The sequence below is a fragment of the Arthrobacter sp. UYCu723 genome (assembly GCF_054059215.1).
In genome coordinates this window covers 1,707,450-1,720,905 of record NZ_JBSSBW010000001.1, presented here as the reverse complement: position 1 = coordinate 1,720,905, position 13,456 = coordinate 1,707,450, and the positions used below count along the sequence as shown (strand labels likewise).

The following is a 13,456-nucleotide window of genomic DNA, read 5'->3' as shown; positions in this document are numbered from 1 at the left end:
AAGCCATGAGCTACGGACTTCCGGCGGCCGAGCCGTCCGCGCAGATCCCGGTGTGCCCCCGGCACCCGGACCGGCCCGCCTATGTGCGCTGCCAGCGGTGCGGGCGCCCTGCGTGCCCCGACTGCCAGCGGGCGGCCGCCGTCGGATTCCAGTGTGTTGACTGTGTCAATGAAACACGACGTACGACGCCGGACGTCAAGACGGTCTACGGCGGCGCCGTGGCCGGCGGCCGGCCGCTCGTAACGTTTGCCATCATCGGGCTGTGCGCCCTGGTCTATGTTCTGCAATGGCTGGTCCCCAACGACGGGATCTATCAGAACCTGGCGTTTGCCACCGTTTATGCCAGCCCGGAGTTCGGGGTTTTCGAACCCTGGCGCATGGTGACTTCCGCCTTCCTCCATTCCCAGGGGTTCATCCTCCACATCGTGCTCAACATGTACATGTTGTGGATGTTTGGCCAAGCCCTGGAGCCACTCCTGGGCCGCATCCGCTTTCTGGCGGTCTATTTGCTCTCCGCCTTCGGCGGATCCGTCGGCTACCTCCTCCTGACGCCCGGTTACGTCCCAGGCCAGCCGCTGAGCGGCGTAGTGGGTGCTTCCGGCGCCATTTTCGGCCTCTTCGGCGCCATGCTGGTGGTCCAGCGACACCGCGGCGGCGATACCAGGCAACTCTGGGTATTGATCGCCATCAACGGCGTGATCGGATTCCTGGTCCCCCAGATCGCCTGGCAGGCCCACCTCGGCGGCGCCATCACGGGCGCCCTGTGCGCTGCCGTCATCGCGTACACGCCCCGGGGACCGCGGCAGGGGCTCCTGCAGGCCAGCGGCCTCGTGCTGGTGTTCGCCCTGCTGATCGCCGTGTCCGCCCTCAGGGTGGCCAGCGCCTAGGCGCGGCTTCTTAGCCTGTCTCAGGGCCGTCTCTTCCGCCCGGCCTCCTCGCCCTCCCTGCGTGCGGCTCCCTGCCCTGCCTCCAGGCGCTCCCTGCGTGGACGCCTGCCTCTGGTGACTTATCCACACCCCTTCCGGGGCTTGTCCGCGCCCTTTTCTGCGGGGCGCTCGGGTCCGCCTGGCCGGGAACAGCCCTTCACCTGGTGCGGGCTGGAAGTTGTCCACAGGGGTTATCCACACTGTTGGTAACTTACATCGTTGTAGTTCAACGCGGTCCGCTCGATCTGTCCGCCCCAGCTGGCGATTACCCGCTAGGCTGTCCATCGATCTCCACAATTGTGGATAACTCCCGTTGGTTGCCCTGTGGTTAAGTGGACAACTCCGTGTCCTGGACTCCGGGCGCCAGGCCCGGATCGCGTCGCTCGTGGAAGCGGCCAGTGACTGGCCTGAATGGCTTGCCGGCAACCCACAGCGTCATGTCTGATTTCAACAGCTTTATGCACACTGTTAATAACTTGATGCTCTGAGTGTCCGTATCTCGGAGGCACGTGTCGGGCCGTGAGATCGCCCCTACGGTGCACTGACCGTTGATGTTATCCCCAGTTGTGGATAACTTGTGGGTACTCGCCTGTTGTTAAGTGGATAACGTTGCCGCGGGCTGTGTTTTGCTGGATCGTGGACCCCGAGCCCGGTAGGCAAGCCAACACCCGGCGACGGACGGCGCTTCCCGGACTTATCCACAGCAAATCCACAATGTTAATAACGCACACGACTGTTGTTCAGAGGGTGCTGTCCCTAGCGTTTCCCCCCGACGCGGCATCCGCGTCGCTCCCCTGGTCGATGCGGTGGAGTTTGAGCGCCTCCGCGAGGCGGCCGAGGAATTAGAGGACATCCGCGCCGTTGACGCGGCCTGGGAGGAAGTTGAACAAACCGGGCAGACTCCGATTCCGTGGGAGGGCGTCAAACGCGATCTCGGCCTGGCGTGAGCTACGGCATTGAGGTCTTGCCGGCAGCGGCCGGCAGCTACGCAAACTCCGCCCGAGGGCCGCCGGATCCTGGCAGCCATTGAACTCTTGGCTGAGACGCCCCGGCCACCCGGGGCGAAAAAGCTTACCGGCCGAGTTGAATGGCGCGTACGCACCGGGGACTACCGGGTGCTTTACCGCATCGACGACGGGCGCCTGGTCATCGTTGGGGTTCCGGCGGGACATCGCCGTGAGATCTACCGCGAAGCGTAGTGCGCTCCGCCTCCATGGCGCAGGAACGTGGAGACTACCTCTCAGGCGTGAGCTGTGCGCACTGCCTCAATGCGGCCAGACGCCCGAGCTGCCCCGCCGGTGGCTGTCGAGCAGATGGGTGTCCACCATGCCAATGGCCTCCATCAGGGCGTACATGGTGGTGGGACCGACGAAGGCGAAGCCCTTCTTCCGCAGCGCCTTGGATAGCGCAACGGACTCCGCGGAGATGGTGGGGATCTGCGCATGCGCGGTGGGCACCGGCGTCGATTCCGGCTGGAACTGCCAGACGAAGTCGACGAGTCCCCCCTCGTCCCGGAGGGCGAGGGTGGCCCGGGCATTAGTGATTGCCGCCTGGATCTTCAGCCGGTTCCGGACAATGCCGGCGTCCAGCATCAGGCGGTCAATGTCCGCCTGTCCGAACGTGGCGACAGTCTCGGGGTGGAAGTCATGGAACGCCGCCCGGAAGGCCGGCCGTTTCCGCAGGATCGTGGCCCAGGACAGACCCGCCTGGAATGCCTCAAGGCTGATCCGTTCGTACAGCCCCTGCTCATCACGCACCGGGAGCCCCCACTCCGTGTCGTAGTAGTCGCGCAGCACCGGGTCAACGGCCGCCCACGGGGGGCGCGCCAATCCGTCGTCGCCAATGATGGTGCCGGGGACAGCCGGGGTCATGAGGGGTCCTTTGTTGGGTGTGCCTTTTCCAGCATTATCCGTCAACGGGTGCTGCCCCGGGGATGGCAAAGGGCCAGCACACACAGTGTGTACCGGCCCTTCAGCGGTAGCTGCGGGGCAGTTCGGTATCAGGAACGCCAGCGGGTGGTCATGAGGAATCCCACAATGGCGATCCCAAAGCCTGCAACGATGTTCCATGAGCCCCACGCTCCGACCGGTAGGGTCGCTTCGCTGATGTAGAAGGTGATGATCCACAGCAGGCCGATGATCATCAGGCCGAACATCACCGGTTTGAACCAGATCGCGTTGGGCTTGTAGGCCTGCGCGGCAGAAGACTGCTGCGGCGCGCTGGCGGTCCTTTTTCGCGGCTTCGACTCGGGCACGGGTCCTCCTTGGCGGGCTGGAACAGGAGCGGCACCCCGGCTTGATATCCTGCAAGAAGGAAAACGCCAGCGGTCAACGCGCTCTTGGTCAAGTTTGAATTCTTACTAGCAGCCAATTCTAGCTGTAGTTCAGGCAACCCTGGTGTCCGCCGCGAACATCCAGGAGGAGAAGCCACGGTGCTGCAGCTTCGGGACAGAGCCGCCGCCGGGGCTGCCCGCGCCGCCGGCCTCGTCTCCCGCAGCATGGGCGTTCTCGGTGAACTGCTCGTCACCGCCGGCGTCATCCTCCTGCTATTCGTCGCATGGCAGCTGTGGTGGACCAACGTGGAGTCCGACGCGAACCAGCGGGAGGTCGTCAAGGACTTTGCCCGGCAGTTCAACGGTCCCCTGGAGTCGAACAGCACGGTGGCGCAGGGAACCGGCGCGGCGCCGTCGTCCGCCCCTTCTGCGGACTACGGGCCGGCCGCAATCTCCGCAGAGCCGGCAGTCGGGGCGACGATCGGTCTTTTGCACGTCCCCAGGTTCAGCGCGGAGTACACCCGGCCCATCATCCAGGGGACCGGACCGGCGGTGCTGGATACCCTGGGGATCGGGCATTACGAGGGCACATCGATGCCCGGTGCGGCCGGGAATTTTGCGGTTGCCGGCCACCGGCAGACCCATGGCGCGGTACTGGACAACATTGATGCGCTGGTACCCGGCGACAGAATCTATGTCCAGACCCGGGACGGCTATTACGTCTACGTGTTCCGGAACAGCGAGATCGTCCTGCCCGCCCGCACGGATGTACTGCTGCCCGTCCCGACGCAGCCGGCGGCAGTACCCAAGGAGAGCTACCTCACCATGACCAGCTGCAACCCCCGCTTCGGCTCGCAGGAACGCTTCGTGGCCTACGCCCTGCTGGAACGGTGGCAGCCGGCCTCGGCGGGGCCGCCGGCCGAAATCGCGGCCCAGGTCCAGCGCGCCAGCCAGGAGGGCTGACCATTGTACGCATGGATTTTCCGTCATCTTCCGGGCCCCCTGTGGCTCCGGATTGCCGCCGCGCTGGTGCTTGTCGCCGGCGGGCTGGTATTGATGGTTCAGTTCCTTTTTCCCTGGATGGCACAATTCACCCAGTTCACTGATTCAACGATTGGTTCGGCAAGGCACCCATGAGCACAACCAAGATCCTCGTCGTCGACAACTACGACAGCTTTGTCTACACCCTGGTCGGGTACCTCCAGGAGCTCGGCGCGGAGACGACAGTCGTCCGCAATGACGATGTCACCCTCGCAGAGGCGATCGAGATGGCTGAAGCGCGCGACGGCGTCCTCATCTCTCCGGGACCGGGAACCCCTGCGGCTGCGGGCGTGTGCATCGAGCTGATCACGTGGTGCGGCAGCCACAACAAGCCGATGCTTGGGGTGTGCCTGGGACACCAGGCCTTGGCCGAGGCCTACGGCGGGACCGTCACGCACGCGCCGGAACTGATGCACGGCAAGACCTCCCTCGTGGAGCATCACGGGACCGGTGTATTTGCCGGAATCCCGTCCCCGTTCACCGCGACCCGCTACCATTCCCTGGCAGCGGTCCGTGAGAGCATCCCCGAGGTGCTGGAGATTACCGCGGAGACCGGAACCGGCGTCGTGATGGGGCTGCAGCACCGCGAGGCCCCGCTGTGTGGCGTCCAGTTCCACCCGGAGTCCGTGCTGACGGAAGGCGGATACCAGATGCTGGGAAACTGGCTGGAGTCACTCGGCATGGCAGGCGCGGCCCTGAAGGCTGCCACGCTGAGCCCGCTCATCAAGCACTGACCACCGCGGACGCGGCTCCCGGCCGGGCTACGGGAAGATTCCGCCCAGAGCCCCGGTCCCGCTTTCCTTGGAACCCTTCGTGGACGTCGGGGTGGGGGTGGGGGTGGGTTCCGGCGGGGGCGGCGGAGCCTTCGCCACGGTGACGGAGATGACTTTGCCCTGCTCCACCAGGGCTTCCGCCGCATCGCTCTGCGCCGTGACCTTGCCCGGTTCCACCTGGGAGTTCTCGACTTCGGTCACGCTGAGCGCCAGCCCGAGGGCCTTCAGGGCCGCCTCAGCCTCGGCCCGCGGGCGCCCGATGAGCTGGGGCACCGCGACCTTGCCGGTGGAGACGACGAGTTCGACCACGCTGCCGACCGCCACCGGCTGGCCGGGAGCGGGTTTGGTGGTGATGACGAGGCCGGCCGGCACGGTGGGGCTGTTGTCCATGATGGTGGCCGGCGCGCCGGTCAGGCCCTTCTGCCGCAGGACGTCCCGGGCGGCTGCCTCGGTCCGGCCGGGCAGGTCCGCGGGGATGACGACGGCGCTGGGCCCCTCGGAGATATTGAGCGTGATCTCCGAATTCGGCTCCAGGGAATTGCCCGGCGCCGGGATGGTACCGATGGCGGTGCCCTTGGCGACCGTTTCGTGCTGGACCCGGCTGATCCGGGGCTTGAGGCCCGCGTTGTAGAGCCTCTGGAGCGCCTCGGATTCCGTCAGCGACGCCACCGGGGGAACATCGACCTTGACCACTGCGGGCGGTGCCTCGTTCATCATGTTGTAGAGCCACAGGCCACCGCCGGCCAGCACCAGCACGGTAAGGACCACCAGGGTGGCGATCCAGGTCCGACGGCGGAACTTCTGCCGGGTGGTGTGTTCGCGTTCGGCAGGGAACACCAGCGGAAGACTTCCCGTGTCCGAAGCTGCATAGGAGACGGCGGACTGGGCCGTCAGGGCGTCGTCGGGGCCGGGGATGTCCTGTGTGGGCCGCAGTCTGCCGCCGGGCACATCATCGAGGAACTTGGCGCCGGTCATCGGGAAGACCGCCGTCGGGGTGCCCTCAGACGTGGGCACGGTGTCGTTCGGATCGGTCGGGGCCTCACTGGCCGCCAGCGGGGCCACTCCCACCCCGCTCCGGGCCGCGCGGAGGGCACGGCGGAAAGCGGCGGCATCCTGGAACCGGTCTGCCCGGTTCTTCTGCAGGGCCTTCATCAGCACGCTGTCCAGGGCGTCGGAGATCTCCGGGTTGAGGCTGCTGGCCAGCTCCGGAATTTCCCGGACATGCTGGTAGGCAACGGAAACTGGGCTGTCGCCGACGAAGGGCGGCCGTCCGGTCAGCATTTCGTACAGCAGGCAGCCGGCGGAATAGAGGTCGCTGCGGGCGTCCACGGTTTCGCCCCGGGCCTGCTCGGGCGAGAGGTACTGGGCTGTGCCCACCACGGCCTGGGTCTGCGTCATGGTCGCGGAAGAGTCTGCCATGGCGCGGGCGATGCCGAAGTCCATGACCTTGATGCTGTTGGAATCGGGGCAGAACATCACGTTGGCCGGCTTGATGTCCCGGTGGACGATGCCGGCCTTATGGCTGTAATCGAGGGCCGAGAGGACGCCCAGGCTGTAGTCGATCGCCTGGTCGATGCTGACTTCCTTGGCCCGGACCAGGTCCCGGATTGTCTTTCCGGAAACGAACTCCATGACGATGTAGGGCACCCTGACGGTGTCCTCGTGGTCACCGGGAACGGCGTGGTCCCCGGTGTCGTAGACGGAAACGATAGAAGGGTGGTTCAGCGCGGCCACGGCCTGTGCCTCGCGCTTGAACCGGGCCTGGAACTGGGGGTCCCTGGCGAGGTCGGGTCGCAGCAACTTGACGGCAACGGTGCGCCCCAGCCTGGTGTCCGTTCCGCGGAACACGTCGGCCATGCCGCCGCGCCCGATCAGCTCACCCAGCTCGTAGCGCCCGCTGAGGACGCGCTGCGTGTTCACGGGGCGGCGGTCCTCCCTGTGCGACGGTGTGCGGGGTGAATTAGACACGGAGTCCTACGGTCCCTTGGTAGCGCTGGATGACGGGGTGGCCTTGGCTGCTGCCAGGTGGTAGGTCACGAGGGAGCCCGCTGCCACCTTCTGGCCCTGGGCAGGTTCCGAACTGACGAACGTTCCCGGATCCTCTTTCTTGTTGCTCGGTCCGACGTCGGCACCCTTGGCCCAGCGGAGACCGGCTCCCTCGATGGCCTTCTGTACTGCTGCTTCCGAGGCCCCGGAGGGGATCGCGGGAACCGAGACCATTTCGGGCCCCTTGGAGTAGCTCACGGTGATGGTATCGCCCGGCTGGACCGGCCCGGAGGGGTCGATGTTGGTGACCGTTCCCGGCGTCGCGTCGTCGAAGACCTCGACGCCGGTGACGGCCAGGTTCTTGCCGATCAGTTCATTGCGGACCTCGTTGAACGGCCGCCCCAGATAGGCGTCCGGAAAGAGGTTGATGGCGGCCGGCGTGGACACGGTGGGGGTCGCGGAGCTGCTCGTGGGGCTTGGGCTCTGGGACGTGGGCGAGGTGGTGGGGCTCGAGCTGATGGGGCCCGCGCTGGTGGTACCGGCGTTGCTGCTGGCCGGGGACTGCGGCGGGAACAGGATGCCGGCCTGGGTAAGGATGACGCCCACGAGGGAGAAGAGCACCAGCAGGATCAGGGCAATCAGCGGCCACGTCCATGGGCTCCGGCCGCGGCGTTGCGGTTCATCAACGGGTTCGTCGTAGTCATCGTCCTCCTGCACCCATTGGCGCTCGGCCGCAAGGGCGTCTGCACGGGAGAGGGTGTTGCGCGCGCCGTAGGCGCTGGCTGCGGCTGCGCCGGCTGCCAGGCCCGCAGCGGCTCCGGCTCCGGCGCCGATCACCGGCAACGCGGAGGTCGCCGACGTCGTCCGGTCCTCAGCGGCGCTGGCGCCGATCACGCCGGTCGCCGCGGTCGGGACGTCCACCGGCGCTGTGATGGGTCCGGTAGTTGCCTCGAACAGGAGCATGCCGGGGACAGCGGCGTGGGCCGCGGTGATGTCGCCGTTGCGGATGGCCTCGGCGGCCGCGGAGAGCTTGATCGCGTCGGCCGGCCGGTTCTTCGGGTCCTTGGCCAGCATCGACATCAGCAGGGCCCGGACCGGCTTGGGGAGCGTCTCGGGCAGGGGCGGCGGCGCGTCGTTGACCTGCGCCAGCGCGATGGCGATCTGGGATTCGCCGGAGAAAGGGCGATGCCCGGTGAGGCACTCATAGCCGATCACGCCGAGCGAGTAGATGTCCGAGGCGCCGGTCGCCGTCTGGCCGGTGGCCTGCTCGGGCGCCAGGTACTGGGCGGTGCCCATCACCTGTCCGGTCTGGGTCAGCGGAACCTGGTCAGCCAGGCGGGCGATGCCGAAGTCGGTGACCTTGACCCGTCCATCGGGAGTGATCAGCAGGTTGCCGGGCTTGATGTCGCGGTGCACAAGACCCTGGGCATGGGCGACCGAGAGGGCCCGGGCCGTCTGGGCGATCATGGAAAGGGTGCGGTCCGGGGAGAGCACCTGCTCGTGTTCGATGATGCTGCTCAGGGGCTGGCCGGGCACCAGTTCCATCACGAGGTAGGCGGATCCCTCTTCCTCGCCGTAGTCGAAGACATTGGCGATGCCTACGTGGTTCAGGAGCGCGGTGTGGCGGGCCTCGGCGCGGAACCGCTGGAGGAAGCCCGGATCGCCGGTGTACTCCTCTTTGAGCACCTTGATGGCGATGATGCGGCCAAGGATCAGGTCTTTGGCTTTCCAGACCTCTCCCATGCCACCGATCGCAATACGCGTGGTCAGCTGGAATCTGCCGCCGAGGGTGATTCCTGATGTAGGCCTCACTTATTCAACACCGCCTCAAAAATCTTCTTCGCGTTCGGACTGGTTAGCTTCGCGCCGGTGGTGATGTCCACGTCTTGCATGACGATGGTGACAGCCACTTGCGGGTCATTCGCCGGGGCAAACCCGGTAAACCATGAGTTGTTCAGGCCGGTGCCGAGTTCGGCGGTACCGGTCTTGCCGGCCACCTGGACCCCGGGCACGGCCGCCCCCCGGGCGATGCCGTCGCTGACCACGCTGGCCATCCACTCGGTGATCTGCCGTGAGATCTCCGGCGTGGTGGAGGTCCGCAGGGCCTGGGGTTTCGGCTCGCTGATCGGCCGCAAGTCCGGCGAGCGTACGGCCTTGATCAGGTTCGGCTGCATCTGCACTCCGCCGTTGGCGATCGCGGCCGTCATCGTGTTGATCTGGAGCGGGGTGGCCCGGACGTCGCGCTGGCCGATCGCGGACTGCGCCAGCCCGGAGTCGTCCAGCGGCCCTCTCGGGAAGACACTCGGGGCGTAGTCCAGCTTCAGCTGGTCGCCAAAGTCCTGCCCGAAGCCGAACTTCTCCGCCTGGTCCGCAATCGCCTTCTGCCCCAGATCGATGGCGATGCTGGCGAACGGCGTGTTGCAGGACTGCTGCAGGGCGAACGCGAACGACGCCGTCGTGCGGGTGTAGCAGTTTCCGCCCGCGTAGTTCGGCAGTTTGTACTGGATGCCGGGGAAGGTCATCTCCGCCGGGTTGGGCAGAGTGCTGTCCTTGTTGTACTTTCCCGAGTTGAGGGCAGCGGCGGTGTCTATCAGCTTGAAGACAGAGCCTGGCGCCAGCGCTGCGCCGGTGGGTCCGCTGACGTTCTGGTTCAGGTTGATCCCGGGGATCTTGTTCAGCTCGCTGAAGGTGGCGGCCTCGGCCGCCGGGTCCTGGGTGGCGATCAGATTGGGGTCGTAGGAAGGCTTGGACACCATGGCCAGGATGGCTCCGGTCTTCGGGTTGGTCACCACGATCGAGCCGCGCTGTCCATCCGGGATGAGGTCGTAGGCGAGCTTCTGGATTTTGGGGTCGAGCGTCAGTTCCACCGAGGCGCCCTTGGGCTGGTTGCCCAGGAAGAGCTGGCCGATCCGGTCCAGGAACTGCTGGTCTGAGCTGCCCTCGAGCTCTTTGTTCATCGCCTTCTCCAGTCCGGTCACGCCGAAGCTCCTGGAGAAATAGCCGGTGATCCCGGCGTATGGCTCCGGCTGGGTGTAGGTGCGCTGGAACTTGCAGCTCTCCGCGGCGGGCTCAGATTCTGCCACCGGGCTGCCGCCGACGATGATGGCGCCGCGGTCGTTGCAGTAGTTCTGCAGGAGGGTGCGCTTGTTCCAGGCGTTGGCTTTGAGCTCGTCGGCGCCAACCACCTGCACGTAGCTGAGCGCGCCGAAGATCAGCGCGAACATCGCGATGGCGGCTATCCATGAATTGCGAATGGCCTGGTTCATAGCTGTTTCACCGCCTCGGTGGGTGCGTCGGGACTGGTACGGACGCCGGGGGCGGAGGCCGGCTTCGAGGGCATTGCGGGGACGTCTTTCCGGGCGTCGGGGATCTGTCCGGGCGCCATCGGTGTGGTGTCCACCGGGCTCCGTGCCGTGTGCGAAATCATCAGCAGCAGTCCGACGATGATCCAGTTGGCCAGCAGCGAGGAGCCGCCCGCGGCGAGGAAGGGGGTGGTCAGGCCGGTCAGTGGAATCAACCGGGTGACGCCACCGATCACCACAAAGCACTGCAGCGCGATGGCGAAGGAAAGCCCGCAGGCGAGCAGCTTGCCGAACGCATCCCGGGTGCCGAGCGCGGCGCGGAAGCCCCGGGTGAACAACAGCAGGTACATCAGGACGATGGCGAAGAGCCCGATCAGTCCGAGTTCCTCCCCGAAGGAGGCAATGATCATGTCGCTGTTCGCGAAGGGGACCAGGTTGGGGCGGCCCTGGCCCAGGCCGGTGCCGACGAGCCCGCCGTTGGCCATGCCAAACAGTCCCTCGACGATCTGCAGGCTGCTGCCGAATTCCCTGCCGTAGACCTCATCGGTGAAGGCATTAAGCCAGCCGTCGATCCGGAGTGCCACGTGGGAGAAGACCTTCGAGGCGACGAAGCCGCCGGCGGAGATGAGGACTACGCCGATTATCACCCAGCTGATGCGGCTCGTCGCCACGTAGATCATGACGAGGAACAGGCCGAAGAACAGGATCGAGGTACCCAGATCCCGCTGGAAGATCAGCACACCGATGGACACGAGCCAGGCCGCGATCATGGGGCCCATATCCTTCACCCGCGGGAACTGCACTGGCCGGACCTTACGTCCGGCCAGGAGGATAAGGTCCCGGTTCGAGGAAAGATACCCGGCGAAGAATATGGCCAGCGTGATCTTGGCAATCTCACCGGGCTGGAACGTCATGGGGCCGAGCTTGATCCACACCTTCGCGCCCAGGATTTCACCGGCGGAGACGCCGGGAACCAGGGGCAGGATCAGCAATACTGCGCTCACGGCCAGTGAGATGTAGGTGAAACGGCGGAGGATCCGGTGGTCCTTAAGGAACCAGATGACCGCTATGGCCACAGCCATGGCCACGAGCGTCCAGCGCAACTGGTTGTTGCCGGTATCTTCGCCCACCCGGTCCAGGCGGTGGATCATGGCCAGGCCGAGTCCGTTGAGGGCCGCGACCAGCGGAAGTATTACCGGATCGGCATATTTTGCGCGGATGCGCACCACGAGGTGGAAAGCCAGCGCCGCCGCCGCCAGAAGGCCGGACTGGAACCAGAAGTCCGTGTCGAATGCCTTTTCCCGGTCCACGCCGACGAGGGCATTGGCTCCGATGCCCACGGCAAGGGCGAGGATGAGCAGCACCAGTTCCACGTTTCGGCGTGGCTTGGGCGTCGAGTCGATCTGTGTCATTTGCCCCCCTCACATATAGGAGCTGTCTGCGTGGGTGTGGCAGACGGCAGGGCTGTGTCGCTGGCCCCGGGGCTGGGTGTGGCGGGGGCGGGGCTTGGTGTGGGCGCCGCGGCGCTGGCCGCTGCCGGCGGGGAGGGCGTGAGGCATTCGTCCGCCGGGGCCGTGGTGCCGGTGCGCTCCAGGTTCTTCACGATCCGCTGGGCATCGTAGAGGTCCCGTGCGGGCACCGTCTGACGCACGCGCTGCTGGGAGAATTCGGGCAGGTCTGACATCCGGATTTCGGTCACCGTTTCGAGGGTGGAGAGCTGGATGGGCCCCAGACGCTGGGAGACCCCGTTGAAGATGGCGACGTGCTGATCGTGCTCGCCGATGTAGTAGCGGGTCTGGGTCCACGCGTAGCCGAGCCAGAGACCGATAGTCAGGACCGCGACGATGGCCGCTGCGATGGAGATGGTCAACCAGCGCCGGGGGCGGGCCACCGGCTTGTACTCCTCGCCGTCCTCGCGGGCCTGCTCTGACTTGTGGGTGAGGACTGTCGCTGCCCGGCGGGCCACGGTGCGCCCGGCAATAGAGGGAATGGACCCGGATTCCGCGGCTGTCGCGGCAGCGCCGACGAGCTCGTGGGGACGGGTGGAGAGCTCCTCCCGGAGCACTTCGGCCGAGAGGTGCTCGCCGAGATGTGGGTCGGTTGTGGCCTCGGGCTCCTTCTTGTCCGGGGCTGCGCCGCTGCCACCGGCTGCGGGAACCCCGGCTGCGCCATCCCTGGCAGGGAGGGCGGGCTTCTCATCGCCGGGGGACGTCGCACTGTCTCCGGACTTGCCGGGGTCGTCCTTCTGCTGCGATCCCGCGAGACCGGCGGCGCCGTAGGTGCTCCCGCTGTGCGGCCCGGCAGCGGCGGCAACTGTCGCGGCGACGGCGGCCGCAGCGATCGGCGTCGGGACAATTTCGACGGCTGCGGTCCGCACGTCGTCCGGCGTCTGTTGGGCGATATCCACCATCACGACCGTGACGTTGTCCGGCGAGCCGGCCTCGAGCGTGAGGTCAATGAGCCGTTCGGCGCATTCGCGCAGATCCTTGGTTTCCCGCACCGTGCGTTCCACGACGTGACCGGCGACGTAGTTCAGGCCGTCGGAACACAGCAGCCAACGTTCACCCGGCTGGACGTCGAGAGTGGCGAGGTCAAGTTCCGGGCTCGCGTCAACGTCGCCCAGGACGCGCATCAGGACGTTTTTGTGCGGATGTGTTTCCGCCTCTTCAGGCCGCAGTCGGCCTTCGTCGATGAGGCGCTGGACAAACGTGTGGTCGACGCTGACCTGTTCGAATTCGCCCTTGCGCAAACGGTAGGCACGGGAATCGCCGATGTGGGCGAAATGAAGCTTGCCCTCGGCCAGCAGCAGCGCCGTAACCGTGGTCCCCATGCCGGCAAGCTTCGGATTGATGTGGACGAGTTCGGACAGCAGCGAGTTTGCGGTCTGGATCTCGTCGGCGAGGACCGTGCCGGCATCGCCTTCGTAGCTGTCGTGATCGAGGTGGATCATGTCCAGCACGGTGGCCGCGGATGCGACGTCACCGCCGGCATGGCCGCCCATGCCGTCCGCGACAACGGCAAGGTGCCGCCCCGCATAGGCGGAGTCGTCATTTTTGGCCCGCACGCGGCCGACGTCGGAACGCGCGGCGTAACGCATGATGAGCGACCGCTTCGGGGCAGGTGCCTGGTCTGCGGGAATGTCGGGGGCAGCCACGG

Annotated in this window: 12 protein-coding genes; 5 read left to right on the top strand and 7 right to left on the bottom strand. The window is 66.3% G+C overall.

All coding sequences use genetic code 11. The annotated features are described in order from the left end of the window. The first annotated feature begins 5 nt into the window (after nucleotides 1–5). The 3 genes from ACVWZ8_RS08035 (at nucleotide 6) to ACVWZ8_RS08025 (ending at nucleotide 2,125) form a co-directional block, all read left to right on the top strand. Nucleotides 6–887, top strand: coding sequence for a rhomboid family intramembrane serine protease (locus ACVWZ8_RS08035; protein ID WP_456504326.1), 882 nt, complete (start codon nucleotides 6–8; stop codon nucleotides 885–887). Between the two features lie 845 nt (nucleotides 888–1,732). Beyond that, nucleotides 1,733–1,873 carry a hypothetical protein gene (locus ACVWZ8_RS08030; protein WP_456504325.1) on the top strand — a complete coding sequence of 47 codons (141 nt, stop codon included), beginning with the start codon at nucleotides 1,733–1,735 and terminating at the stop codon, nucleotides 1,871–1,873. Between the two features lie 9 nt (nucleotides 1,874–1,882). Then, complete coding sequence (locus tag ACVWZ8_RS08025) at nucleotides 1,883–2,125, top strand: type II toxin-antitoxin system RelE family toxin (protein ID WP_456504324.1); 243 nt, start codon at nucleotides 1,883–1,885, stop codon at nucleotides 2,123–2,125. Nucleotides 2,126–2,191: 66 nt separating this feature from the next. Here ACVWZ8_RS08025 and ACVWZ8_RS08020 read toward each other — a convergent pair whose 3' ends face one another. Both ACVWZ8_RS08020 and ACVWZ8_RS08015 read right to left on the bottom strand, forming a co-directional pair. Continuing rightward, nucleotides 2,192–2,797: a DNA-3-methyladenine glycosylase I gene (locus ACVWZ8_RS08020; RefSeq protein WP_456504323.1), complete on the bottom strand. Its 606-nt coding sequence runs from the start codon at nucleotides 2,795–2,797 to the stop codon at nucleotides 2,192–2,194. Between the two features lie 128 nt (nucleotides 2,798–2,925). After that, complete coding sequence (locus ACVWZ8_RS08015) at nucleotides 2,926–3,180, bottom strand: cell division protein CrgA (RefSeq protein WP_426975345.1); 255 nt, start codon at nucleotides 3,178–3,180, stop codon at nucleotides 2,926–2,928. Between the two features lie 177 nt (nucleotides 3,181–3,357). Between ACVWZ8_RS08015 and ACVWZ8_RS08010 the strand changes: the two genes are divergently transcribed. Next, complete coding sequence (locus tag ACVWZ8_RS08010) at nucleotides 3,358–4,161, top strand: class E sortase (protein WP_426975346.1); 804 nt, start codon at nucleotides 3,358–3,360, stop codon at nucleotides 4,159–4,161. 170 nt (nucleotides 4,162–4,331) lie between these two features. Continuing rightward, a complete protein-coding gene (locus ACVWZ8_RS08005) occupies nucleotides 4,332–4,973 on the top strand; it encodes an aminodeoxychorismate/anthranilate synthase component II (RefSeq protein WP_426975347.1) in 642 nt (213 codons plus the stop codon). Nucleotides 4,974–5,000: 27 nt separating this feature from the next. Here the strand turns inward: ACVWZ8_RS08005 and pknB are convergent, their stop codons facing one another. The 5 genes from pknB to ACVWZ8_RS07980 are packed head-to-tail and all read right to left on the bottom strand — an operon-like array spanning nucleotide 5,001 to nucleotide 13,454. Then, entirely contained in the window at nucleotides 5,001–6,980 is a 1,980-nt protein-coding gene (gene pknB, locus ACVWZ8_RS08000; protein ID WP_456504322.1) for a Stk1 family PASTA domain-containing Ser/Thr kinase, read from the bottom strand. A gap of 6 nt (nucleotides 6,981–6,986) precedes the next feature. Then, a complete protein-coding gene (locus ACVWZ8_RS07995) occupies nucleotides 6,987–8,810 on the bottom strand; it encodes a protein kinase domain-containing protein (protein ID WP_426975349.1) in 1,824 nt (607 codons plus the stop codon). Then, nucleotides 8,807–10,264, bottom strand: coding sequence for a peptidoglycan D,D-transpeptidase FtsI family protein (locus tag ACVWZ8_RS07990; protein WP_426975350.1), 1,458 nt, complete (start codon nucleotides 10,262–10,264; stop codon nucleotides 8,807–8,809). The genes ACVWZ8_RS07995 and ACVWZ8_RS07990 overlap by 4 nt, the downstream gene beginning before the upstream one ends. Continuing rightward, nucleotides 10,261–11,712 carry an FtsW/RodA/SpoVE family cell cycle protein gene (locus ACVWZ8_RS07985; protein WP_456504321.1) on the bottom strand — a complete coding sequence of 484 codons (1,452 nt, stop codon included), beginning with the start codon at nucleotides 11,710–11,712 and terminating at the stop codon, nucleotides 10,261–10,263. The genes ACVWZ8_RS07990 and ACVWZ8_RS07985 overlap by 4 nt, the downstream gene beginning before the upstream one ends. Beyond that, nucleotides 11,709–13,454, bottom strand: a complete 1,746-nt coding sequence (locus tag ACVWZ8_RS07980; protein WP_456504320.1) for a PP2C family protein-serine/threonine phosphatase — start codon at nucleotides 13,452–13,454, stop codon at nucleotides 11,709–11,711. The genes ACVWZ8_RS07985 and ACVWZ8_RS07980 overlap by 4 nt, the downstream gene beginning before the upstream one ends. Nucleotides 13,455–13,456 lie beyond the last annotated feature (2 nt).

Excerpts from the sequence above, each read along its gene's own strand:
- ACVWZ8_RS08035 (WP_456504326.1), top strand. The coding sequence starts at position 6 with ATGAGCTACGGACTTCCGGCGGCCGAGCCGTCCGCGCAGATCCCGGTG.
- ACVWZ8_RS08020 (WP_456504323.1), bottom strand. The coding sequence starts at position 2,797 with ATGACCCCGGCTGTCCCCGGCACCATCATTGGCGACGACGGATTGGCG.
- ACVWZ8_RS08005 (WP_426975347.1), top strand. The coding sequence starts at position 4,332 with ATGAGCACAACCAAGATCCTCGTCGTCGACAACTACGACAGCTTTGTC.
- ACVWZ8_RS07990 (WP_426975350.1), bottom strand. The coding sequence starts at position 10,264 with ATGAACCAGGCCATTCGCAATTCATGGATAGCCGCCATCGCGATGTTC.
- ACVWZ8_RS07985 (WP_456504321.1), bottom strand. The coding sequence starts at position 11,712 with ATGACACAGATCGACTCGACGCCCAAGCCACGCCGAAACGTGGAACTG.